The 21,392-nt window shown below is 72.4% G+C and carries 22 protein-coding genes; 9 read left to right on the top strand and 13 right to left on the bottom strand.

Annotated features, from left to right (window positions below; translation table 11 throughout):
• Positions 1 to 146: 146 nt before the first annotated feature.
• From ACZ4UB_RS28520 to ACZ4UB_RS28495, 6 genes are all read right to left on the bottom strand, one after another.
• On the bottom strand, positions 147 to 1,679 hold the full coding sequence (locus tag ACZ4UB_RS28520) for a DoxX family protein (RefSeq protein ID WP_468074437.1): 1,533 nt from the start codon (positions 1,677 to 1,679) through the stop codon (positions 147 to 149).
• A 142-nt stretch (positions 1,680 to 1,821) separates the two neighbouring features.
• Positions 1,822 to 2,778, bottom strand: a complete 957-nt coding sequence (rlmB, locus tag ACZ4UB_RS28515) for a 23S rRNA (guanosine(2251)-2'-O)-methyltransferase RlmB (RefSeq protein WP_354381213.1) — start codon at positions 2,776 to 2,778, stop codon at positions 1,822 to 1,824.
• Positions 2,779 to 2,867: 89 nt separating this feature from the next.
• Complete coding sequence (gene cysS, locus ACZ4UB_RS28510) at positions 2,868 to 4,268, bottom strand: cysteine--tRNA ligase (RefSeq protein WP_468074435.1); 1,401 nt, start codon at positions 4,266 to 4,268, stop codon at positions 2,868 to 2,870.
• 106 nt (positions 4,269 to 4,374) lie between these two features.
• A complete protein-coding gene (ispF, locus tag ACZ4UB_RS28505; RefSeq protein WP_354381211.1) occupies positions 4,375 to 4,875 on the bottom strand; it encodes a 2-C-methyl-D-erythritol 2,4-cyclodiphosphate synthase in 501 nt (166 codons plus the stop codon).
• Positions 4,865 to 5,611, bottom strand: coding sequence for a 2-C-methyl-D-erythritol 4-phosphate cytidylyltransferase (ispD, locus tag ACZ4UB_RS28500; RefSeq protein WP_468074433.1), 747 nt, complete (start codon positions 5,609 to 5,611; stop codon positions 4,865 to 4,867). Before ispD ends, ispF begins: the two co-directional genes overlap by 11 nt.
• A 270-nt stretch (positions 5,612 to 5,881) precedes the next feature.
• A complete protein-coding gene (locus tag ACZ4UB_RS28495) occupies positions 5,882 to 6,364 on the bottom strand; it encodes a CarD family transcriptional regulator (RefSeq protein ID WP_003953493.1) in 483 nt (160 codons plus the stop codon).
• A gap of 533 nt (positions 6,365 to 6,897) precedes the next feature.
• Between ACZ4UB_RS28495 and ACZ4UB_RS28490 the strand changes: the two genes are divergently transcribed.
• Entirely contained in the window at positions 6,898 to 7,581 is a 684-nt protein-coding gene (locus tag ACZ4UB_RS28490) for a copper chaperone PCu(A)C domain-containing protein (protein ID WP_468074431.1), read from the top strand.
• 94 nt (positions 7,582 to 7,675) lie between these two features.
• Here ACZ4UB_RS28490 and phoP read toward each other — a convergent pair whose 3' ends face one another.
• Both phoP and phoR read right to left on the bottom strand, forming a co-directional pair.
• Positions 7,676 to 8,347, bottom strand: a complete 672-nt coding sequence (gene phoP, locus ACZ4UB_RS28485) for a two-component system response regulator PhoP (RefSeq protein WP_466527820.1) — start codon at positions 8,345 to 8,347, stop codon at positions 7,676 to 7,678.
• A 5-nt stretch (positions 8,348 to 8,352) separates the two neighbouring features.
• Positions 8,353 to 9,591 (bottom strand): two-component system sensor histidine kinase PhoR, encoded by a 1,239-nt coding sequence (phoR, locus tag ACZ4UB_RS28480; RefSeq protein WP_468074429.1) that lies wholly within the window; start codon positions 9,589 to 9,591, stop codon positions 8,353 to 8,355.
• 238 nt (positions 9,592 to 9,829) lie between these two features.
• On the opposite strand from phoR, the gene phoU reads away from it, so the two are divergent.
• The 4 genes from phoU to ACZ4UB_RS28460 all read left to right on the top strand — a co-directional run bounded on the left by phoU (position 9,830) and on the right by ACZ4UB_RS28460 (position 11,949).
• Complete coding sequence (phoU, locus tag ACZ4UB_RS28475) at positions 9,830 to 10,507, top strand: phosphate signaling complex protein PhoU (protein WP_354381207.1); 678 nt, start codon at positions 9,830 to 9,832, stop codon at positions 10,505 to 10,507.
• A 103-nt stretch (positions 10,508 to 10,610) separates the two neighbouring features.
• Complete coding sequence (locus ACZ4UB_RS28470; protein ID WP_351046450.1) at positions 10,611 to 10,757, top strand: hypothetical protein; 147 nt, start codon at positions 10,611 to 10,613, stop codon at positions 10,755 to 10,757.
• Between the two features lie 129 nt (positions 10,758 to 10,886).
• Positions 10,887 to 11,183, top strand: coding sequence for a hypothetical protein (locus ACZ4UB_RS28465; protein ID WP_468074427.1), 297 nt, complete (start codon positions 10,887 to 10,889; stop codon positions 11,181 to 11,183).
• A gap of 37 nt (positions 11,184 to 11,220) precedes the next feature.
• Positions 11,221 to 11,949 (top strand): SDR family oxidoreductase, encoded by a 729-nt coding sequence (locus ACZ4UB_RS28460; protein WP_468074425.1) that lies wholly within the window; start codon positions 11,221 to 11,223, stop codon positions 11,947 to 11,949.
• 62 nt (positions 11,950 to 12,011) lie between these two features.
• Here ACZ4UB_RS28460 and ACZ4UB_RS28455 read toward each other — a convergent pair whose 3' ends face one another.
• Positions 12,012 to 12,773, bottom strand: coding sequence for a phosphoglyceromutase (locus ACZ4UB_RS28455; protein WP_468074423.1), 762 nt, complete (start codon positions 12,771 to 12,773; stop codon positions 12,012 to 12,014).
• A gap of 174 nt (positions 12,774 to 12,947) precedes the next feature.
• On the opposite strand from ACZ4UB_RS28455, the gene ACZ4UB_RS28450 reads away from it, so the two are divergent.
• Complete coding sequence (locus ACZ4UB_RS28450) at positions 12,948 to 14,315, top strand: MDR family MFS transporter (RefSeq protein WP_468074422.1); 1,368 nt, start codon at positions 12,948 to 12,950, stop codon at positions 14,313 to 14,315.
• A gap of 4 nt (positions 14,316 to 14,319) precedes the next feature.
• Here ACZ4UB_RS28450 and ACZ4UB_RS28445 read toward each other — a convergent pair whose 3' ends face one another.
• A complete protein-coding gene (locus ACZ4UB_RS28445) occupies positions 14,320 to 14,814 on the bottom strand; it encodes a type III secretion system chaperone family protein (RefSeq protein ID WP_468074421.1) in 495 nt (164 codons plus the stop codon).
• Positions 14,807 to 16,177: a D-inositol-3-phosphate glycosyltransferase gene (gene mshA, locus ACZ4UB_RS28440; protein WP_468074420.1), complete on the bottom strand. Its 1,371-nt coding sequence runs from the start codon at positions 16,175 to 16,177 to the stop codon at positions 14,807 to 14,809. Before mshA ends, ACZ4UB_RS28445 begins: the two co-directional genes overlap by 8 nt.
• A gap of 190 nt (positions 16,178 to 16,367) precedes the next feature.
• Here mshA and ACZ4UB_RS28435 point away from each other — a divergent pair, with 190 nt between their 5' ends.
• The 3 genes from ACZ4UB_RS28435 (at position 16,368) to ACZ4UB_RS28425 (ending at position 20,230) form a co-directional block, all read left to right on the top strand.
• A complete protein-coding gene (locus ACZ4UB_RS28435) occupies positions 16,368 to 17,174 on the top strand; it encodes a class I SAM-dependent methyltransferase (RefSeq protein ID WP_385787891.1) in 807 nt (268 codons plus the stop codon).
• A gap of 209 nt (positions 17,175 to 17,383) precedes the next feature.
• Entirely contained in the window at positions 17,384 to 18,478 is a 1,095-nt protein-coding gene (locus tag ACZ4UB_RS28430; RefSeq protein ID WP_468074419.1) for a C40 family peptidase, read from the top strand.
• Between the two features lie 339 nt (positions 18,479 to 18,817).
• Positions 18,818 to 20,230 (top strand): PP2C family protein-serine/threonine phosphatase, encoded by a 1,413-nt coding sequence (locus ACZ4UB_RS28425; protein ID WP_468074417.1) that lies wholly within the window; start codon positions 18,818 to 18,820, stop codon positions 20,228 to 20,230.
• A 54-nt stretch (positions 20,231 to 20,284) separates the two neighbouring features.
• Here the strand turns inward: ACZ4UB_RS28425 and ACZ4UB_RS28420 are convergent, their stop codons facing one another.
• Together ACZ4UB_RS28420 and ACZ4UB_RS28415 are read right to left on the bottom strand one after the other, a co-directional pair.
• A complete protein-coding gene (locus tag ACZ4UB_RS28420) occupies positions 20,285 to 20,623 on the bottom strand; it encodes a DUF2516 family protein (protein WP_354381196.1) in 339 nt (112 codons plus the stop codon).
• A gap of 160 nt (positions 20,624 to 20,783) precedes the next feature.
• A complete protein-coding gene (locus ACZ4UB_RS28415) occupies positions 20,784 to 21,368 on the bottom strand; it encodes a hypothetical protein (protein ID WP_468074416.1) in 585 nt (194 codons plus the stop codon).
• Positions 21,369 to 21,392 lie beyond the last annotated feature (24 nt).

Raw genomic sequence — 21,392 nt, 5'->3', positions numbered from 1 at the left:
TCGGCTCTTCTCGGTGCCACAGGTCCCTCCTTCTTCTTTCCTCCCCCCCCCCCCCCTTCCCCCCCCAGGACCTAGGGCGCACCACGCCACCGGGGCCCGGTACGCAGGTCGCGTACCGGGCCCCGGTGTCGTGGTGCGGGTGGTGGTCAGCCGCCGAGGAGGCCGCCTACCAGGCCCGGCTTCTTCGCCGGTGCGGAGGAGCCGCCGCTCGTGGAGGTGGACTTCGGGGTGGACTGGCGCGGGGAGCTGCCGCGTTGGGGCTGGCTCGCTCCGGAGCGGGTCGCGGCCGGGGACTCGGCGCCGGTGCCCGCGCTGGACTTGGAGGGGGCGCCCGAGCCGGTGCGACCGGCCTTGGAGGCGCTCTCGGACGGCTTCGCGGAGGGGGTGCCCGTCTTGGAGGGCTGCTGCTTCAGGGGCTGCCGCGAGGTGGAGGGCTCCTGCGGGAGCGGGGAGCCCGGCAGGTAGTTGCTGGGCGCCTGGCCGGGGCCGGGCACGGTGACCACGGTGGAGGAGCGGACCGCGCCGCCGAGGAGGGAGCCGACGAGGAGGGTGAGTCCGCAGACGACGGTCGCCATCATCGCGCCGCGCCGCAGGACGCGCCGGCGCAGCCGCCAGATCTCGGAGCGCGGGCCGAGCGTGCGCCAGGCCTCGCCGGCGAGGCGGCCGTCCAGGGAGTAGACGGGGGCGCCGGCGATGATCAGCGGGCTCCAGGCGGCGAGGTAGATGATGTCGGGGGCGTCGTAGGCCGGGACGGTCTTCCAGCTCACCGTCATCAGCAGGGCCGCCGACAGGAGCGCGCCGAAGCAGGCGGCGAAGCGCTGCCAGAGCCCGAAGACCGTCAGCACGCCGACCACGACCTGGAGGAAGGCCACGGTGAGCCCGGCGCCGACCGGGTGGGCGAGGGCGAAGTCGCGCAGCGGTTCGGCGAGCGCCCAGGGGTGCAGGGTGCGCAGCCAGGTGACCATGGAGCCGCGTTCGCCGCCGTCGAAGTAGACGGGGTCGCAGAGCTTGCCCATGCCGGCGTAGATGGAGATGAAGCCGAGGAAGACGCGCAGCGGGAGCAGGACGACGCCGAGGTTCATGCGGCGGCCGGGGTAGTACGAGGCCTGTCCGCGCGTGTCGGAGGCGCCGCGCCGGTTCTCCTCGCCGGCGCCGGGTCCGCCGGCGGCGGCCGGTCCGCCGTCGCCGTACTGCCCGCCGTAGGGCAGGCCGCGTACGGGCGGCATGGCGCGGGTGTCGTCCGGGTCGCCGTAGGTGCGCTGGCCGATGACGGTCGGCGTGGCGAGGGTGTCGTCGGCGAGGTCCTGGGCCAGGTCGATGCGCGGGATGACCTGGGTGTCGCCGCCGTCGTACTCGTCGTGGCCGCGGCCGTTCTCGCGTACGGCCTGGAGCAGCCCGCCCATCGCGGCGGCGTCGCCGGGGGCGGACTTGCCGCTCCAGACGACGGGCGCCCGGCGGCGGCCCGCTCCGGCTGCGACGGCGGCGGCGGCGCCGAGGGCGGGGGCGCGGCCCGGGAAGGGGCCGTTCGCGGGGGGCTTGGGACGCGCGCTCGGGCTCGGAGCGAGCCGCACACGGAAGCTGGCGTGGTTGACGATGACCTGTGCGGGGTCGCACGGCACCTTGACCATGCTCAGCGCGGGCTGGTCGTCGAACCCTGGCGTTCTGGTGTCCACACTCATCTAACCGAGTGATGAGTGTTTAGGACACTGCCTTGACAGCAGGGATGTGTCCGAGACCCGTCAAGATCAGGCCAATTCGGGGGCCCGGGCGGGACCCGGCCGGGTGAAAGCGTTCACCCGGCCCGGTACCAAAGGGGACTGCTCAGGCGCGGCGACGCGCGGCCTCGTACAGGACCACACCTGCCGCGACGCCGGCGTTGAGCGACTCGGCGCCGCCCGGCATCGCGATGCGGACGAGGTAGTCGCAGGTCTCGCCGACGAGGCGGCCGAGGCCCTTGCCCTCGCTGCCGATGACGATGACGACGGGGCCGCCGAGCTGTTCGAGGTCGTCGACGGTGTGCGTGCCGTTGGCGGCGAGGCCGACGACGGTCAGCCCTTCCTTCTTGTACGCCTCCAGGGCGCGGGTCAGGTTGGTGACCCGGGAGACCGGGGTGCGGGCCGCGGTGCCGGCGGAGGACTTCCAGGCGCCGGCGGTCATGCTGGCCGCGCGGCGCTCGGGGATGACCACGCCGTGGCCGCCGAAGGCGGAGACGGAGCGGACGATCGCGCCGAGGTTGCGCGGGTCGGTGACGCCGTCGAGGGCGACGATGAGGGGCTCTTCGCCGTTGTCGTAGGCGGCGGCGGTCAGGTCGTCCGGCATCGCGTACTCGTACGGCGGGACCTGGAGGACCAGGCCCTGGTGGTTGAGCCCGTTGGTCATGCGGTCCAGCTCGGGCCGCGGGGCTTCCATCAGGTTGATGTTGCCGCGCTCGCTGGCGAGCTGGAGGGCTTCGCGGACGCGCTCGTCGTTGTCGATGAACTGCTGCACGTAGAGGGTCGTGGCGGGCACGCCGTCGCGCAGGGCCTCGAAGACCGGGTTGCGACCGACGACCATCTCGCTGGTGCCCTTGGGGCCGCCGCGGCGGGGGGCCGGGCGGCGCTTGGCGGCCTGGCGGGCCATGGCGTTGGCGATGCGGTTGGCCTTGTGCTTCTTGCGGTCCTCGGCCTTGGGCGTGGGGCCCTTGCCTTCCAGGCCCTTGCGCCGCTGGCCACCGCTGCCGACCGTCGCGCCCTTCTTGTTGGACGTGCGGCGGTTCCTGCGCTGGCTGTTCCCGGCCATGACCTCTACCTGTTTCGTTTGTCCTGCGGTGTGTACGTATGAAGAGTGTGCCGCCCGGAGCGCCGGGCGGCACCACGAGCCTCAGGGGCTCAGCGGGGGCCGAGCGTCCAGCGGGGGCCCGTCGGAGAGTCCTCGATGACCAGACCGGACTGCTGGAGCTGGTCGCGGATCGCGTCGGCGGTCGCCCAGTCCTTGCGGGCCCGCGCGGATTCGCGCTGCTCCAGGACGAGGCGGACGAGGGTGTCGACGGCGCCGTGCAGGTCCTCGCCCCGGTCGGTCTCGCCGGCCCAGTGGGGGTCGAGCGGGTCGAGTCCGAGGACGCCCAGCATGGCCCGTACCTCGGCCAGGCGGGCGATCGCGGTGTCCTTGTCGTCGGCGGCGAGGGCGCTGTTGCCCTGGCGGACGGTGGTGTGGATGATCGCGAGGGCCTGCGGGACGCCGAGGTCCTCGTCCATGGCTTCGGCGAAGGCGGGCGGCACCTCGGTGGCGGGCTCGACGGGCTTGCCGGCCTTCTCGATGACGCGCTGGATGAAGCCCTCGATGCGGGCGAAGCCGGATTCGGCCTCGCGCAGGGATTCCTCGCTGTACTCGATCATCGAGCGGTAGTGCGGGGTGCCGAGGTAGTAGCGCAGGACGATCGGGCGCCACTGCTTGACCATCTCGGAGACGAGGACGGAGTTCCCGAGCGACTTCGACATCTTCTCGCCGGACATGGTGACCCAGGCGTTGTGCACCCAGTACTTCGCGAACTCGTCGCCGAAGGCCTTGGCCTGGGCGATCTCGTTCTCGTGGTGCGGGAAGATCAGGTCGAGGCCGCCGCCGTGGATGTCGAAGGCGCTGCCCAGGTACTTGTGGGCCATCGCGGAGCACTCCAGGTGCCAGCCGGGACGGCCGCGGCCCCAGGGGGTCTCCCAGTCGGGCTCGCCGGGCTTGGTGGCCTTCCACATGGCGAAGTCGCGCGGGTCGCGCTTGCCGCTGATGCCGCTCTCCGGGGGCTGGCGCAGGTCGTCGATGTCCTGGTTGGACAGCTCCAGGTAGCCCGGGAAGGAGCGCACGTCGAAGTAGACGCTGCCGTCGGCCTCGTAGGCGTGGCCGCGCTCGATGAGCGTGCGCATCATCTCGATCATCTCCGGCACGTGGCCGGTCGCGCGCGGCTCGTAGGTCGGCGGGAGGCAGCCCAGCGCGTCGTAACCGTCGTTGAAGGCGCGCTCGTTGTCGTAGCCGATGGACCACCAGGGGCGGCCCTGGTCCGCCGCCTTCGCGATGATCTTGTCGTCGATGTCGGTGACGTTGCGGATGAAGGTGACGTCGAGGCCGCGGTAGGTGAGCCAGCGGCGCATGATGTCGAAGTTCAGGTACGAGCGGACGTGGCCGATGTGCGGGGCCGCCTGCACGGTGGCACCACAGAGGTAGATCGAGACGCAGCCCGCGACGAGCGGAGTGAAGTCACGGATCTGCCGGGCGCTGGTGTCGTACAGGCGAAGGGTCACGGCATCCAGGGTAGTGCGCGCGCGGCAGTGCCCCGCGACCCTTTTGGGGGCGCGGGGCGCCTTTGTTGCCGAAGCGGTGCCGCGCGGGGCGTCCGTACGGTCCCCCTCAGGCCCCGCTCGTGCGGTACACCAGCGCCGTGGCGATCGCGGCGAGGCCCTCGGCGCGGCCGGTGAGGCCGAGGCCGTCGGTCGTGGTGCCGGAAACGGAGACGGGGGCTCCGGCCGCGGCGCCCAGTGCCTTCTGCGCTTCGTCGCGGCGCTTGCCGACCTTCGGGCGCACCCCGATGACCTGGACGGCGATGTTCCCGATCTCGAAGCCCTCGGCGCGGACGATCCGGGCGGCCTCGGCCAGGAGGGTGACGCCGGAGGCGCCCGACCACTCGGGGCGGGAGGTGCCGAAGTGCGCGCCGAGGTCGCCGACGCCGGCCGCGGAGAAGAGGGCGTCGCAGGCGGCGTGGGCGGCGACGTCGCCGTCGGAGTGGCCGGCGAGGCCGTCCTCGCCCTCCCAGAGCAGGCCCGCGCACCACAGTTCGCGGCCGGTCTCGAAGGCGTGGACGTCGGTGCCGATGCCGATCTGCGGGACGAGCGGCCGGGGGCTAGTAGACATCGGTGGCCCTCCTGCGGGCGAGTACGGCGTCGGCGAGGACCAGGTCGAGGGGGCGGGTGACCTTGAAGGCCTCTTCGTGCCCGGGGACGAGGACGACGGGGACCCCGAGCTTTTCCACCATTCCGGCGTCGTCCGTGGCGCCCTCGCCGTTGACGGCGATGCGCTCGTGGGCGCGGATCAAGGTGGCGAGGTCGAAGCCCTGGGGGGTCTGCACGGCGCGCAGCCGGGCCCGCTCGGGGGTGGCGACGACCGGCTCGGGCTCGCCCGGCTCGCCGGGCTCGACCTCCTTGACCGTGTCGGCCAGCGGCATCGCGGGGACCACGGCGGGGGCGCCGTCGCGGACGGCTTCGACGACCGCGTCCACGGTGTCGACGGGGACCAGGGGGCGGGCCGCGTCGTGGATGAGGACGGAGGTGATGCCGGCCGGGAGGGCGTCCAGGCCGGCCCGTACGGATTCCTGGCGGGTCTCGCCGCCGGGGACGACGAGGAAGTCGGTCCTTTCCGGCAGCGCGTGCTCGTCGAGGAGGTTCTTGACCTCCGCGGCCCCGTCGGGCGGAGCGACGACGACCACGAGGGAGACCGCGCGGGAGCGGGCCATGGCGCGCACGGCGTGAATCAGCATGGGGATGCCGCCCAGGGAGCGCAGGGCCTTGGGGGCGCCGGGACCGAGCCGGGTGCCGCGGCCCGCCGCGGGAATCACCGCCGCGGTGCGGTGGGGGCGCGTTTCGTCATACATCGGTGGTGGCTCCGGGTTTGTGACTTCGGCCGACGTGGGTATGGCCAGAAGGGTGCCGGGTACGAAGCCCTCGCCCCTTCCGTGACGACCGGTCGAGCCGGCTGCCCGGACCCGGCACGCCACTGCGCCATGCGCGGGGTGGTGCAAGTAGGACGGGTCGTGGGGTGCCGCAAACAGACATGCCGCAGCGCCCGGCGACAGTCCTCTCGGCGAACGAGAGGGCCGTCATCGGGCACCGCGGCACGACTGCTGTGTGGACGGTTCGTCGCGTCAGGACGCGAGAACCTCGTCGAGGAGGGCCTCGGCCTTGTCCTCGTTGGTGTTTTCGGCGAGCGCGAGCTCGCTCACCAGGATCTGGCGCGCCTTCGCGAGCATGCGCTTCTCGCCCGCGGAGAGCCCGCGCTCGCGCTCACGACGCCACAGGTCACGGACGACTTCCGCGACCTTGATGACATCGCCAGAGGCGAGCTTCTCCAGATTTGCCTTGTAGCGACGGGACCAGTTCGTCGGCTCTTCTGCGTAAGGTGCACGAAGCACCTCGAAGACCCGGTCCAGCCCGTCCTGGCCGACCACATCGCGGACACCGACGAACTCCGCGTTGTCCGCAGGTACGCGAACCGTCAGGTCACCCTGGGCGACCTTGAGCACCAAGTAGGTCTTGTCCACGCCTTTGATCTGGCGAGTTTCGATGGCCTCGATCAGCGCGGCCCCGTGATGGGGATAGACCACGGTGTCGCCAACCTTGAACGTCATGTGACAGGTACCCCTTCCGTGGCTATCCAGGGTAACACGAGAACCGACTGTTATGAATGGCGTTTTCGCAGGTCAGGGCCTATCTCGGGGCTTGACAACAGCGACACGAACGTGCTGCGCAGGGCTTCCGGAAGGGGGTATTCGCAGGTCGGAGCCACTGCGCGGACGGACAGAATCGACCACGCTACACCTGTGGAGCGTCACGCTCGACGTGACGTACGTCCCGTTTTGACTGGTTCGGCGCGCGGAAACCGAACTACTCCGTTCGACTGGTGGGCCCCGTCTGTAGCGGGTTCCAGCCCAATCCCGAATTGATCACGGAGTCGTGTTCGAGGGAATCCCGGAATTGCCCGCCAATTACAAGATCGACCCGACGGGTTCAGGGCGGCCCGGCCGCTGCGGAGGGTCGGGTGCGGGGGCGGGGCGGCGGCTCGGTAACCTAAGCCCGCTGACACACCCTTAGGCCGGCTTTACCCCGCGCCTGAGCGCCCCACCCCGTCCTCCGTCCGTACGTCCTAGGAGTTGCCGCCGCCGTGAGCCGCAGCCTTCGACGCGGCGCTCTCGCCGCCTCCGCCCTCGCGTTCTCGATCGTCTCGCTCGCCGCATGCGGCGCGGGCAAGGACGCACAGACGCTCGAAATCAAGCCGGACAACGCCTTCGTGACCAAGGGCGACATCAAGGTCCAGAACGCTCTGGTGATCACCCAGGGCGCGAAGGACGGCAAGGGCCCCGCCGTCGTCTCGGCGACCGTCTTCAACGGCGGCGACGCCCCGCAGACCCTCGACTCCGTCACTCTTGCGGGTGCCACCGGCAAGGTGACGCTGAAGGACGCCACGGGCGCCGCCAAGGTCACCGTGCCCGCGCACGGCTCCGTCGTGCTCGGCGGCAAGGGCAACGCCTCGGCCGTCATCGAGGGCGGCCGCCAGGCCGTCAAGGACGGCGACGCCCAGAAGGTCGTCTTCCAGCTGAGCAAGGCCGGTGACGTCGAGCTGGCCGCCTACGTCGTCCCCGCGGCCGGCTTCTACGCGGGCTTCGGCCCGACCGAGGCCCCGGCCGCCGGTCCCACGCCGTCCACCGGCGCCTCCGCGTCGCCGTCGGGCGGGCCCTCCGGTTCGCCGTCCCCCGCGGGCTCGCCGTCCGGCACCCCCTCGGCCTCGACCTCCGGCAGCGCGGCCCCCTCGGGCTCCGCCTCCCCGTCGCACAGCGCCGGTCACTGACCGCGCCGTCACCTCACGCAGGAGGGCCTCCCCCGGATCCGGGGGAGGCCCTCCTGCGTGAGGCCGCGGACGCGGCACGGCTGTCGGTTTCGGTTTACGGCTCGAACTTGTAGCCGAGGCCGCGCACCGTGACCAGGTAGCGCGGCGCGCCCGGGTCCGGCTCGATCTTGGCGCGCAGGCGCTTGACGTGGACGTCGAGGGTCTTGGTGTCCCCCACGTAGTCCGCGCCCCACACCCGGTCGATCAGCTGCATGCGGGTCAGCACGCGGCCCGCGTTGCGCAGCAGCATCTCCAGGAGGTCGAATTCCTTGAGCGGGAGGTCGACCTTGGCGCCGGCGACGGTGACCACGTGCCGGTCGACGTCCATCCGGACCGGGCCGGCCTCCAGGGCCGCCGGGGTCACCTCTTCCGGCTCGCCGCGGCGGCGCAGCACCGCGCGGATGCGGGCGACCAGCTCGCGCGAGGAGAAGGGCTTGGTGACGTAGTCGTCGGCTCCTATCTCCAGCCCGACGACCTTGTCGATCTCGCTGTCCTTGGCGGTCACCATGATCACCGGGACGTTGGAGCGGCCGCGCAGCTGCCGGCAGACCTCCGTACCGGGCAGCCCGGGGAGCATCAGGTCGAGGAGGACGAGGTCGGCGCCGTTGCGCTCGAACTCGTCCAGCCCGTCGGGCCCGGTCGCGGCGATGGCGACCTCGAAGCCCTCCTTGCGGAGCATGTAGGACAGGGCGTCGCTGAAGGATTCCTCATCCTCGACGACGAGCACTCGGGTCACGGAAGGACCTCCGGGGCAGGAATGGCTGGTTCGGTTTGGAGCACGGGTCGGGCGGGGTCGGCGGTTGCGGCGGAGGTCGGTACGGCGGCCTCCGGGAGCCGCAGGGTGAAGGTGGAGCCCTGTCCCTCTGAACTCCACACGGTGACCTCCCCGCCGTGCGAGGCGGCCACGTGCTTCACGATCGCGAGGCCGAGGCCGGTGCCCCCCGTGGCGCGGGAGCGGGCCGGGTCCACGCGGTAGAAGCGCTCGAAGATGCGCTCGCGGTCCTTCTCCGGGATGCCGATGCCCTGGTCGGTCACGGCTATCTCGATCAAGTCTCCACCCGGCGCGTTCACCCGGCGCGCGGCGATGCCGACGCGGGTGCGGGCGGGGCTGTAGTTCACGGCGTTCTCGACGAGGTTCCCGAGGGCGGCGGCGAGCTGCCCCCGGTTGCCCCAGATCCGCAGGTCGGCGGTGCCGCCGACGGCCATGGTGATCTGCTTCGAGGAGGCCGTGTGACGGCAGCGGTCGATGGCCTCGGCGACGAGGGTGTCGGCCCGTACCGGCTCGGCGTCCTCCAGCGGGTCGTCGTTCTGGACCCGGGAGAGGTCGATCAGCTCCTGGACGAGGTTGATCAGTCGGGTCGCCTCGATCTGCATGCGGCCGGCGAAGCGGCTGACCGCCTCGGGGTCGTCGGCCGCGTCCATGACGGCTTCGGACAGCAGGGAGATCGCGCCGACGGGCGTCTTCAGCTCGTGCGAGACGTTGGCGACGAAGTCGCGGCGGACCGCCTCGATCCGGCGGGCCTCCGTCAGGTCCTCGACCAGCAGCAGCACCAGCCGGGAGCCGAGCGGGGCGACCCGCGCCGAGACCGCGAGGGCCTCGCCGCGGCCGGTGCCGCGGCGCGGGAGGTCCAGCTCGATCTGGCGTATCTCCCCGTCGCGGCGGGTGTCGCGGGCCATGTGGAGCATGGGCTCCACGGCCAGCTTGCCGCCGCGGACCAGCCCGAGGGCGTACGCCGCGGAGCTGGCCTTGACCACGGCGTCGCCCTCGTCCAGTACGACGGCGGAGGAGCGGAGTACGGAGAGGACGGTGTCCACTCCGGGCGGGAGTACCGCATTGATGTCGGGGCGCATGGCGCTCCGCGTGGGGCGGGCCTGGTCGCGCTCGCTCCAGCGGAACGCCAGCATGGCGATCACACCGGTGCACAACCCGGCGATCGCTGCAGCTGCGGCGACCGCCGCGTTCACGTCCATGTGTCCAGGTTAAGCAGGTGCGACGAGAGTTCCACAGCCGTTCGGGTGGCACCTCGAACACTCGTCGCCCAGAGTTCACCGTGGCGACGGTGCTGATTCACTTGGGATGTCGAAGTCGGACGCGTTCGCGTCCGATCGTGTCAACGTGGGGCAAGAGGCCCCGGCCCCCCGGGCACGGAGCAAGACGGGCGCGGGCACGGAGCAAGATCGGGCACGACGCAAGAGAGGGACACCCACCATGCGGGACGCGTACCACGAGGAACTGGACTCGATCGGAGAAGGCCTGGTCGAGATGGCCCGGCTCGTCGGTTCCGCGATCGGCCGGGCGACCACGGCCATGCTCGACGCCGACCTCAAGCTCGCCGAGAGCGTCATCGCCGCCGACCAGAAGGTGGACGACCTCCAGCACGACCTGGAGGCCCGCGCCATCGCCCTGCTGGCCCGCCAGCAGCCGGTCGCCACCGACCTGCGCATCGTGGTCACCTCGCTGCGCATGTCCGCGGACCTGGAGCGGTCCGGCGACCTGGCCCAGCACGTGGCGAAGCTCGCCCGGCTGCGGTTCCCGGAGACGGCGGTCCCGCGGGACCTGCACGCGACCATCCTGGAGATGGGGCAGCTGGCGCAGCGCCTGATGGCGAAGGCCGCCGAGGTCATCATCACCAAGGACGTCGACCTCGCGCTCCAGCTGGAGCAGGACGACGACGAGATGGACCAGCTGCACCGCACGCTCTTCCAGCACCTCATGGACGACCGCTGGAAGCACGGCATCGAGACGGCGGTCGACGTGACGCTGCTGGGCCGCTACTACGAGCGCTTCGCGGACCACGCGGTCTCGGTCGCCAAGCGCGTCGTGTACCTGGTGACGGGCGAGCACGCGGACGAGCTGCAGGCGCCGACGGCGGTCGAGGGCGCCTGACCCGGCGTCACCAACCTTGCGCCAATGCGCCGTTGACGCGCCCGTGCGGCTGGGCATGAATGAGGCAAAGGCAGTACGACCGGTACGCCTGCGAGGAGGAACCATGTCCGATTCCCCCGTCCCCATCACGCCCGAGCAGGAGCACCAGCCCCAGGAGGCCCTGCGCCTCCCCCTGCTCGCGGCCTGCGGCTGCGGCTCGGGCTGCGGCTGCGGCTGCCAGTCGGGCGCGCCCTGCCAGTGCGGCGGCTGAACCCGCCGACCGCCTGGTCACCCGTACGCGAAGGGCCCCGCCGGATCCCCGGTCGGGGCCCTTCGCGTCCGCCCGTCCGCCCATCCGCCCGTTCGCCCGTCCGCCCGTAGCGAGGAGGAGGAGACGACCGTGCGCTTCGGCCGCCCCAGCGAGGAACAGTTGCGCCGCACCTTCGACAGCGTCCTGACGGCGGTGCTGTCCGGACGCGGCGTCCGCACCGAGACGGGCCTGGACCACACGACCGAGACGGCCCTGTGGGCGATCGCCCGCGCCCGCGCGAGCCGTCCGCAAGCGCTGGTGGACGACCTGGTGGCCGCGGCCCGCCGCGCCTTCGCCGGCCAGTTGGACGGCACCAACGCCGCCGAGCGGCGCGCGGAGATGGACCGCCGGATCGCGGCCCGCAGACGCTCGATAGGCTCACCATGATCAACACGGGGTAGCGGGAGCAGGGGGAGGTGTGCGGATGGACCTCACCGGACGCACGATCGTGATCACCGGGGCCGGACGCGGATTCGGCCGGGCGTTGGCCCTGGAGGCGGGGCGCTCGGGCGCGCGCGTGCTCCTGTCCGCGCGCACCCCGGCCGGAGCCCGGCAGGTGGCCGACGAGGTGGCGGCCGACAGCGGGGCCGAGGCCGAGGCGTTCGCCTGCGACCTGGCCGACCCGGACTCCGTACGGGCCTTCGCGGCCGCGGTGGCCGCCCGCACCGACCGGGTGGACGTCCTGGTCAACAACGGCGCCCGCTACCTGCACGGCCCCGACCTGTGGGACGCCGAGGACGACGCGATCACCGACACCCTCGCCTCCGGGGCGACCGGCACGATCCTGACGGTCAAGCACTTCCTGCCGCTGCTGCGGGCCTCCGCCGGCGCGGACGTGGTCAACCTGGTCTCCTCGGCCGCGGAACCCCGCAACCTCCGCTCCCAGGCCCACCCCGCGTACCACGCCGCCAAAGCCGCCCAGGCGGGCTTCGCCGACGTCCTCTCACACCGCCTGCGCCCCGAGGGCATCCGCGTCATCTCGCTCTACCCACCGGACTTCACGGACGGCGACCCCCTCGCCGCCGACTGGGACGACGCCCCCCGAACCCCGAACGACCCGCTGAACGCCCGGTCCGTGCTCGACTGCGTCCTGTTCGCGCTCGCCCAACCACGCAACTGCTTCATCCGCTCCTTCCACTTCGAGCCGATGTAGCCAAAGAAGAACCCCTGCCCCGCACCGAGTGGGTGCGGGGCAGGGGCATGGTCGCGCGGGGCCTACTTCTTCTTGCCCTGGTTCTTGACGGCTTCGATGGCTGCTGCCGCGGCGGCCGGGTCGAGGTAGGTGCCGCCCGGGTTCAGGGGCTTGAAGTCGGCGTCCAGCTCGTAGGAGAGCGGGATGCCGGTCGGGATGTTCAGGCCCGCGATGTCCGCGTCGGAGACGCCGTCGAGGTGCTTGACGAGGGCGCGCAGCGAGTTGCCGTGGGCGGCGACCAGGACCGTGCGCCCGGACAGCAGGTCCGGGACGATCGCGTCGTACCAGTACGGCAGCATGCGGACGACGACGTCCTTCAGGCACTCCGTCTTGGGGCGCAGCTCCGGCGGGATGGACGCGTAGCGCGGGTCCTCGGACTGCGAGAACTCGGTGCCGTCCGCGAGGGCCGGCGGCGGGGTGTCGTACGAGCGGCGCCACAGCATGAACTGCTCCTCGCCGAACTCGGCGAGGGTCTGGGCCTTGTCCTTGCCCTGGAGGGCGCCGTAGTGGCGCTCGTTCAGGCGCCAGGAGCGGTGGACCGGGATCCAGTGGCGGTCGGCGGCCTCCAGCGCCAGCTGCGCGGTGCGGATCGCGCGCTTCTGGAGCGAGGTGTGCACGACGTCGGGGAGCAGACCGGCGTCCGTCAGCAGCTCACCGCCGCGGACCGCCTCCTTCTCGCCCTTCTCGTTGAGATTGACGTCCACCCAGCCGGTGAACAGGTTCTTCGCGTTCCATTCGCTCTCGCCGTGGCGGAGGAGGATCAGCTTGTACGGTGCGTCGGCCATGCGTACGAGCCTAATGGACGCCGGATGGCCACGCGCGCGCCGGAGGGGCCGCTCCGGGGGTGCCGCGGGACGGTCCCCGATTGACGTACCGCGTCAATCGAGTGGCGCCCGCGCGACGGGACTCGTAATGTGCCGAACGCAGCGGCACCACTTACACATCCAGGGGGATCCCGTATGTCCGTTGACAGGATGAGGCGGGCCGCGCTGGCCAGCGTCTCGGGGTTGCCGCGCGAGTTCTGGTGGCTGTGGACGAGCACGCTGGTGAACCGGCTCGGGGCTTTCGTCGCCACATTCATGACCTTGTACCTGACCCTGGACCGGGGCTACTCGGCCTCCTTCGCGGGCCTGGTGGTCGCCCTGCACGGGCTCGGCGGCGTCGTGTCCTCGCTGGTCGCCGGGGTGATGACGGACCGGCTGGGACGGCGGCCGACGCTGATGGCCGCCCAGCTCTCCACGGCCTTCTCGGTCGCGCTGCTGGGCTTCATGCGGGAACCGGCGACGATCGCCGCCGTCGCCCTGCTCGTCGGCATGACCTCCAACGCCTCGCGCCCGGCGGTGCAGGCGATGATGGCCGACATCGTGCGGCCGGAGGACCGGGTGCGGGCCTTCGCCCTCAACTACTGGGCGATCAACCTCGGTTTCGCGGTCTCCGCGACCGCCGCCGGCTTCATCGCGGAGTACAGCTACCTCGCCGGCTTCCTCGGCGAGGCGGTGCTGACGCTGGTCTGCGCGGTGCTGGTCTACGTCAAGCTCCCCGAATCGCGGCCCGACAAGGGCGCGGACGGCGCCGGTGGGGGTGCGGAGCCGGAGATCGGGATGGGGACCGTCCTGCGCGACGGCCGTTTCATGGGGGTCGTCGGGCTGTCGTTCCTGGTCTCGTTGATCTTCATGCAGGGTTCGTTCGGGCTGCCGCTGTCGATGGGCGCCGCGGGCTTCACCCCCGGCGAGTACGGCATGGTCATCGCCCTCAACGGGGTGCTGATCGTGCTGCTGCAGATCCCGGTCACCCGGCTGATCGAGCACCGCGATCCGCAGAAGCTGCTGGTCGCCTCGGCCCTGCTGGCCGGGTACGGCTTCGGGATGACCGCCTTCGGCGGCTCGCTCGGCGTGATCGCGCTGACCGTGTGCGTCTGGACGGTGGCCGAGATCATCAACTCGCCCACCCAGATGGGCCTGGTCGCGCGGCTCTCCCCGACCCACGGCCGGGGCCGCTACCAGGGCATGTACACGATGTCGTGGGCGGTGGCCTCGCTGATCGCCCCGCTGTCGGCGGGCTTCGTCATCGACCGGCTCGGCGCGGGTTGGCTGTGGGGCGCGATGGCCGTCCTGGGCTCGCTCGCCGGCCTCGGCTACTGGCTGCTGATGCGGAACCTGCCGGAGGCGTCGGACGTCGAGCGGCCCGAGGCCGAGCAGCCCGAGGTCGAGCGGCCCGAGGCCGAGCAGCCCGAGGCCGAGCAGCCCAAGGTCGAGCAGCCCGAGGTCGAGCGGCCCGAGGTGCGGGTGGATGCCGCGGGCGCGGCCGTGAGCGCCACCACCGCCTGACCCGTCAGGCCGGCGGCCGCGTCAGGTGCTTGAAGGCGTCCAGGTTGTGGGTGGGCTCGCCGCGCGAGACCCGCCACGCGTACTCCTTGCGGATGGCGCTCGCGAAGCCCAGCTCCAGCAGGGTGTTGAAGGCCCCGTCCGCGCCCTCCAGCACCGCCCCGAGCACCCGGTCCAGCTCCACCGGGGTCACCACGGCCAGCGGCAGCCGCGCCGTCAGGTAGACGTCGCCGAGGCGGTCGACGGCGTAGGACATGCCGTAGAGCTTGAGGTTGCGCTCCAGCAGCCAGCGGTGGACGGCCGGTTCGTTCTCGTCCGGGTGCCGGATGACGAAGGCGTTGACCGACAGCGAGTGCCGGCCCACCTTGAGGGAGCAGGTGGTCGACAGCTTGCGCGTGCCCGGCAGCTTGACGACGTACGAGCCGGGCTCGGGGCTCTCCCACTCCAGCCCGGCCTCGTCCAGCGTGCTCTCGATGATCTCCGTCGGGGCGGTCTCAGCCATGGTGGGAGCGTACGTGACGGCGATGATCGTGCATCGCCGCGGTGTACACGTCCGCCGTGCCGCTGGCCGCGGTGTCCCAGCCGAAGAACTGCGCGTGGCGGGCCGCCTCGCGCCCCATCCGGTCGGTGAGCGTCGGGTCGTCGACGAAGCGGCGCAGCTCGCGCGCGTAGTCGACGGGGTCGTGGCCGGGTACGAGGATGCCCGTGACCCCGTCGTTGACCGCGACCGGGAGCCCGCCGACCGCGGCCGCGAGGACCGGCGTACCGGTGGCCTGGGCCTCGATCGCGACCAGCCCGAAGGACTCGTTGTACGAGGGCATGACCAGCACGGAGGCCGCCCGGAACCAGTCCGCGAGCCGGTCCTGGTCGACCGGCGGGTGGAAGCGGACCAGGTCGGCGATGCCGAGCCGGGCCGCGAGCTTCTGCAGGCCCTCGGGCTTGGCGAGGCCGCTGCCGCTGGGGCCGCCGACGACGGGGACGAGGAGCCTGCGCCGCATCGAGGGGTCGCGGTCGACCAGCTCGGCGACGGCGCGCAGCAGGATGTCGGGGGCCTTGAGCGGCTGGATCCGGCCCGCGAAGAGCGGTATGACGGCGTCCTGCGGGAGGCCGAGGCGGGCGCGGGCGGCGGCGCGGCCGTCGCCGACGGTGAAGCGCTGGAGGTTCACGCCGGGGTGGACGACGGCCACCTTGCCGGGGTCGGCCTCGTAGTGGCGCACGAGCTCGTCGGCTTCCTCGGCGGTGTTCGCGATGAGGCGGTCGGCGGCGGCCACGATCTGGGTCTCGCCTATGACGCGCGCGGCGGGCTCGGGGCTGTCGCCCTCGGCCAGCGCGGCGTTCTTGACCTTGGCCATGGTGTGCATGGCGTGGACGAGCGGGACGCCCCAGCGCTCGGCGGCGAGCCAGCCGACGTGGCCGGAGAGCCAGTAGTGGGAGTGGACGAGGTCGTAGTAGCCGGGGCGGTGTCCGGCCCAGGCCTGCATGACCCCGTGGGTGAAGGCGCAGAGCTGGGCGGGCAGCTCCTCCTTGGCCAGGCCCTCGTAGGGGCCCGCGTCGACGTGCCGCACCAGGACGCCCGGGGTCAGCTCCACGACGGGCGGCAGCCCGCCGGTGGTGGCCCGGGTGAAGATCTCGACCTCGATGTTGATCGCGGCGAGGCGCTTGGCCAGCTCCACGATGTACACGTTCATGCCGCCCGCGTCACCGGTGCCGGGCTGGTGCAGCGGCGAGGTGTGCACGCTGAGCATCGCGACCCGGCGCGGTTTGCGGTGGTGGCCCACCGCGGGGAGGCGCAGCCGGGGCGCGTCGTGGCGGGTGCTGCGGGCGGCGGCGAGCCTGCCGCCGAGCCGGGACACGTACTGACTCAAGGAGCGGTCCTCTCACTCGGGCTCGTACGGCTTACACGGTCATGATCGGACAGGGCAGCGCGGAGCGCGGCCCACGCCCTGCAAGGAGTGCAACCCGCGCGACCGTCCCGCGCATTCCGGGGCGGCGCGAGGAATCCCGGCGGTTTACCGGATTTTTATCGAGCGCACGCCCTCCGCTTACCCTCGGCTCATGGCCGCACGTACTCCTCCTCCCAGCCGACCCGTGGGTGCGGTGACCCGGGGGACCACGAATCCGAACCGGTTGCGCCGAATGGACCGCTGGATCGCGGCCGAGCACGGCGGGGCCCTGCGGCGGGCCGGGGCGCCGGTGGCGGTGGACCTCGGTTACGGCGCCGCGCCCTGGACGGCGGTCGAGCTGCTGGGCCGGCTGCGGCCGGTGGCCCCGGCGGTGCGGGTGGTCGGGATCGAGATCGAGCCGGCCCGGGTCGCGGGCGCGAAGCCGTACGAGCGCGAGGGGCTGAGCTTCCGGCACGGCGGCTTCGAGGTGCCGCTGGACGGGGGTGAACGGCCGGCGCTGATCAGGGCCGCGAACGTGCTGCGCCAGTACGACGAGGAGCAGGTCGCCGCGGTGTGGCAACGCCTGTGCGGGCGGCTGGCGCCGGACGGGTTGTTGGTGGAGGGGACCTGCGACGAGATCGGGCGGCGGCACGTGTGGGTCGCGCTGGGCCCGGAGGGGGCGCGCACGGTGACCTTCGCGACCCGGCTGGGCTCCCTGGAGCGCCCCTCCGACCTGGCCGAGCGGCTGCCGAAGGCACTGATCCACCGGAACGTCCCGGGCGAGCCGGTCCACGCGTTCCTGCGGGACTTCGACCGGGCGTGGGCCGCGGCGGCCCCGTACGCCTCGTTGGGCGCCCGGCAGCGGTGGATCCGTACGGCGAGGTCCCTGGCGGTCGACTGGCCCCTGACGGACGGGCCGAAGCGGTGGCGGCAGGGCGAACTGACGGTCCGCTGGGACGCGTTGCGTCCGTTGGGGTGAGGTGTGCCGGACGGGGAACCGGGGGCGGGGGCGGCCCGTTGACTGCTCGAACGGGCCTTCGGGGGTGGAACGGCGCGCGGTGGGCACGGGGTTGCGCGACGGAGGGTGTTGCAATTCGCCGAGTCGTGGCACCATCCCGATGGCAGTGCGAAGTTACTGATGAATAGTCAGATCTGATACGGGATCTGGCGCGGGTGCCTGGGGGGACCATGAAGCGACACCGTGGCGCATCCGCGCTCACCCTGCTCTGCGCGATGGCGATACTGACGGCCCCCGGCCTGGCGGGCACGGCGTACGCCGCCCCGGCCACCCCTGCGGCCCCCGCCGCGCCGGGAGCTCCGGCCGCTCCGGCCGCCCCCGAGCCCGGGGCCAAGTCGCTGGAGCAGGTCCACAAGGAGATAGAGGCGCTGTACCGCCAGGCGGGCACCGCCACGGACGCCTACAACCTCGCGGTGGGCGAGGCCAAGACCCAGTCCGACAAGATCGTCGAGATCGCCAAGCAGGTGGTCGCCGGTCAGGAGCGGATCGCGACGCTCAAGAACCGCGCGGGCGCCGCGGCCCGCGCCCAGTACCGCTCGGGCGGCCTGCCGCCGGGCGCGCAGCTGGCCCTGAGCAACAGCCCCAGCATGTTCCTGAACGGCGCCGACCGGCTGCGCCAGGGCGAGAAGGCCGCCTCGGACACGCTCTCCGAGCTGTCCCGGACCCAGTCGGACCTCCAGCAGTACGCGGCGGACGCGAGCGCCCACTGGCAGACCCTGGAAGCCAACCGGGTCAAGCAGGAGAAGGCCAAGAACGAGATCCAGCAGAAGATCAAGGCCGCCGAGGAGCTGGAGAGCAAGCTCCAGGCCGAGGAGAAGGCCCGGCTCCTCCAGCTGGAGCGGGAGGAGCAGTACAAGGCGCAGACCGCCTGGCTGTCCTCGGGCGCGCTCAAGGACATCAACGGCACGGCCTCGGAGGCGGGGAAGAAGGCGATCCAGTACGCCACCGCCCAGATCGGCAAGGCGTACGAGTGGGGCGCCGTGGGCCCGTCCACCTACGACTGCTCCGGCCTCACCTCCCAGGCGTGGCTGGCGGCGGGCAGGCCGATCCCCCGGACCTCGCAGGAGCAGCTGCGGCTGCTGCCGAAGGTCGCGGTGAAGGACATGCGGCCGGGCGACCTGATCATCTACTTCGACGACGCGAGCCACGTCGGCATGTACATCGGCGACGGCGCGATGGTGCACGCGCCCCGCACGGGGCGCAACATCACGATCGCGGGCGCGGGCACGATGCCGATCAAGGCGATCGTCCGGCCGGACGCGTAGCGGGACCGGGTGCGGGTCGCGGTTGCTGGTCGCGGTTGCGGGAGGTTCCGGGCCCCGCCTCCGCGGCGGTTCCGGGGCGGTTCCGGTTGTGGTGGGAGTCGCGGTCCCGGGTGGGGCGGGGCTCGCGGGCGGGGTTCCGCTTGCCCGTGGCGCCGGTCCCGAGTGCCGAGACTCGGGTGCGGCGCGAGGTGACGTTGGTCATCCCGGAACGGGCCATCCCGCGCGATAACGGCATATGCCGGCGGCGGCCGCCGGTCGCACCATTCACGCGCCGGGCGGGGACCGCTAGGGTCGGGGCGCACGAGCGCACCCTCGGGGGGAGGGAAGGAACCGGAGACGATGCCCGCATCCGTACCGCGGCAGAGGGACACCCCGCCCGCGGAGAGCGGTCAGGCCCGCCCGCCCGCCACGTACGCCGTCGTACCGCCCCAGCCGGGCGGCACGGCCCAGCCCGGCGCGCCCAGGTCCGCCAGCCCCGCACAGCCGGCGGCGACCCGCCCCGGTTCGGACCGTCCCGGCGCGACGTCTTCGGCGCCGGTCCCGCCCGCCGGGCCGCAGGCCCTGACGCTGCTGGTGATCCAGGACGACCCGGCCGGCCTCACCGTCCCCGAGATCCTCGACTCCGACGGCCACCGCATCCGCATCCGCACCGCCCGCAACCTCACCGAGGCGGAGCGGCTGCTCACCCATGACGTGCACTGCATCCTGCTCGACCTGTCCCTGCCCGGCGGCGGCGCCGACCCGGTGGACGACGAGCTCGCGACCCTGCGCCAGGTGCTGCGCATGGCCCCGCGCCACGCCGTCCTGGTCCTGACCGCCGAGGCCGACGCCGAGCGGGCCGCCGAGGCGGTCCGCGTCGGCGCCCAGGACTTCCTCTTCGGCAGCGAGCTGGACGGCCGGCTGCTGAGCCGCGCCATCCGTTACGCGGTGGAACGAAAACGCGCCGACATCGCCCAGTACAAGCTGGCCGAGTCCCGGCTGCGCGCCCAGGAGAACGCCCGCCTGGAACGCGGCCTGCTCCCCCACCCGCTGCTGGAGGGCTCGGACCTGCGCTTCGCCGCCCGCTACCACGCGGGCCGCAGCCGGGCCCTGCTCGGCGGCGACTTCTACGACACCGTCCGCACCCCCGACGGCACCGTCCACGCGATGATCGGCGACGTGTGCGGCCACGGCCCGGACGAGGCGGCCCTCGGCGTGGAGCTGCGCATCGCCTGGCGCGCGCTGACGCTGGCGGGCCTGTGCGGGGACGATCTGCTGGCGACCCTCCAGGAGGTCCTGGAGGTGGAACGTCCCTGCGAGGAGATCTTCGCGACCCTCTGCACCGTGGACATCTCCCCGGACGGACGCCGCGCGGGCCTGTGCCTCGCGGGCCATCCGGCCCCGCTCATATCCGGGCCGGGCCGCCCCGCACGGCTGCTCCCCTACGACGACAGCGGCCCGGCACTGGGACTGCTACCGCGGGCCCGCTGGCCCCGCCGCCAGGTCGAGCTCGGCGGCACCTGGAGCCTGATGCTCTACACGGACGGCCTGATCGAGGGTCGCATCGGCGCCGGGCGCGAGCGCCTCGGCCAGGACGGCATGGTCGAGATGATCAACCGGCACCTCGGTCGCGGCCTGCGCGGCGAGGGCCTGCTGGAAGCGGCCGTCACCGAGGCCCGCCGCCTGAACGGGGGCGAGCTCACCGACGACGTCGCCGTCGTGCTCCTGGACCGCCTGGACCGCGCGGACCGCGCGGACCGCGCGGCCGGCTGACGACGGCGGGCGGCTGACGATGGCGGGCGGGGCGAAAGCGGGGCGGCGGCGGCTTCAGCGGCCGCCGTTGTAGGGCCCGTACGGACCGTCGCTGCTGCTGCCGCCCTTGCGCTTCCCGCCGCCCGAGACCTGCCTGACGGCGGGGCGTACGTCGACGAAGAAGACGATGGTCGCGACCAGCCCGGCGATCTGCAGGAACAGCAGGCCGAGGAAGAAGTCCACCACGATCGTGACGCCGAGGATCACGAGCCAGAAGGTCTTGGTCTGCTTGTTGGCGGCCCGGTACGCGTCCTCCCGGGGCAGCAGCGCGAGGACGAACGCCGCGACGGCGAGCGCCAGCATGGCGTAACCCAGCAGGGGGAGCACCTCATTGTTGAAACCCTGCATCAACATCGAATCGACCGCCTTCTCGCGCGTGCTTGCGTCAGAACGCCCCCGTCGCCACGCTACCGGCTGAGCGATCTCATGGAAGGACAACGGACCGGGCCCCGGCAAAGGTGCCCGGTCCGGTCCGTGTCATGCGTGCGGGGTACCGCGTACCGCTCGGCGTGCCCTAGCTGGCGTCGTCCGGCGCGGCGGCGGCCTTCTTGGCCGTGCTCTTGCGCGCGGAGGTCCGCTTCGCGGCGGGCTTGTCCTCGCCGGCGGGCGCCTCGTCGACCGGCTCGGCCGGGGCGACGACCACGGCCACGGGGGCGGGCGCGGGCTCCGGCTCGACGATCTCGGCGATGTCGACGATCTCATCGGAGACCTCGCCGCGCCAGGCCCGTACGGCCTGCTCGCCGTGCTCGGCGACCTTGTCGTAGGTCTCCTTGGCGCGCACCGCGTACTCCGCCGCGACGCCCACCCCGCGCAGCGCCAGGTCCTGCGCGCTCTCGCCGAGCTTCTTCGGGTCGAAGGCCCCGAGGACCTCGGCGACCTTGGCGGTCACCGCTTCCTGGGCCTCGCGCGCCTTGTCCTGCACGACCTTCGGGTCGGTGTTCTTCACGGCCTCGATCCGCGCGGGGGCCTCGGCGCGCAGCTGCTCGATGAGCCCGGGCACCTTCTTGGCCTGCTGCACCGCCAGGTCGGCGGTACCGGCGGCGAAGTAGAGGGGGGTCGGGTCGGTGAGGGTCTTCTTCAGGTCATCGGCGATGGCCATGTGCTGGTCCTCCCGGATCACAGT

Source organism: Streptomyces sp. NPDC028419 (assembly GCF_055565515.1).
The sequence above is the reverse complement of the archived record's forward strand: the minus strand, read 5'-3'. Positions and strand labels throughout refer to the sequence as shown.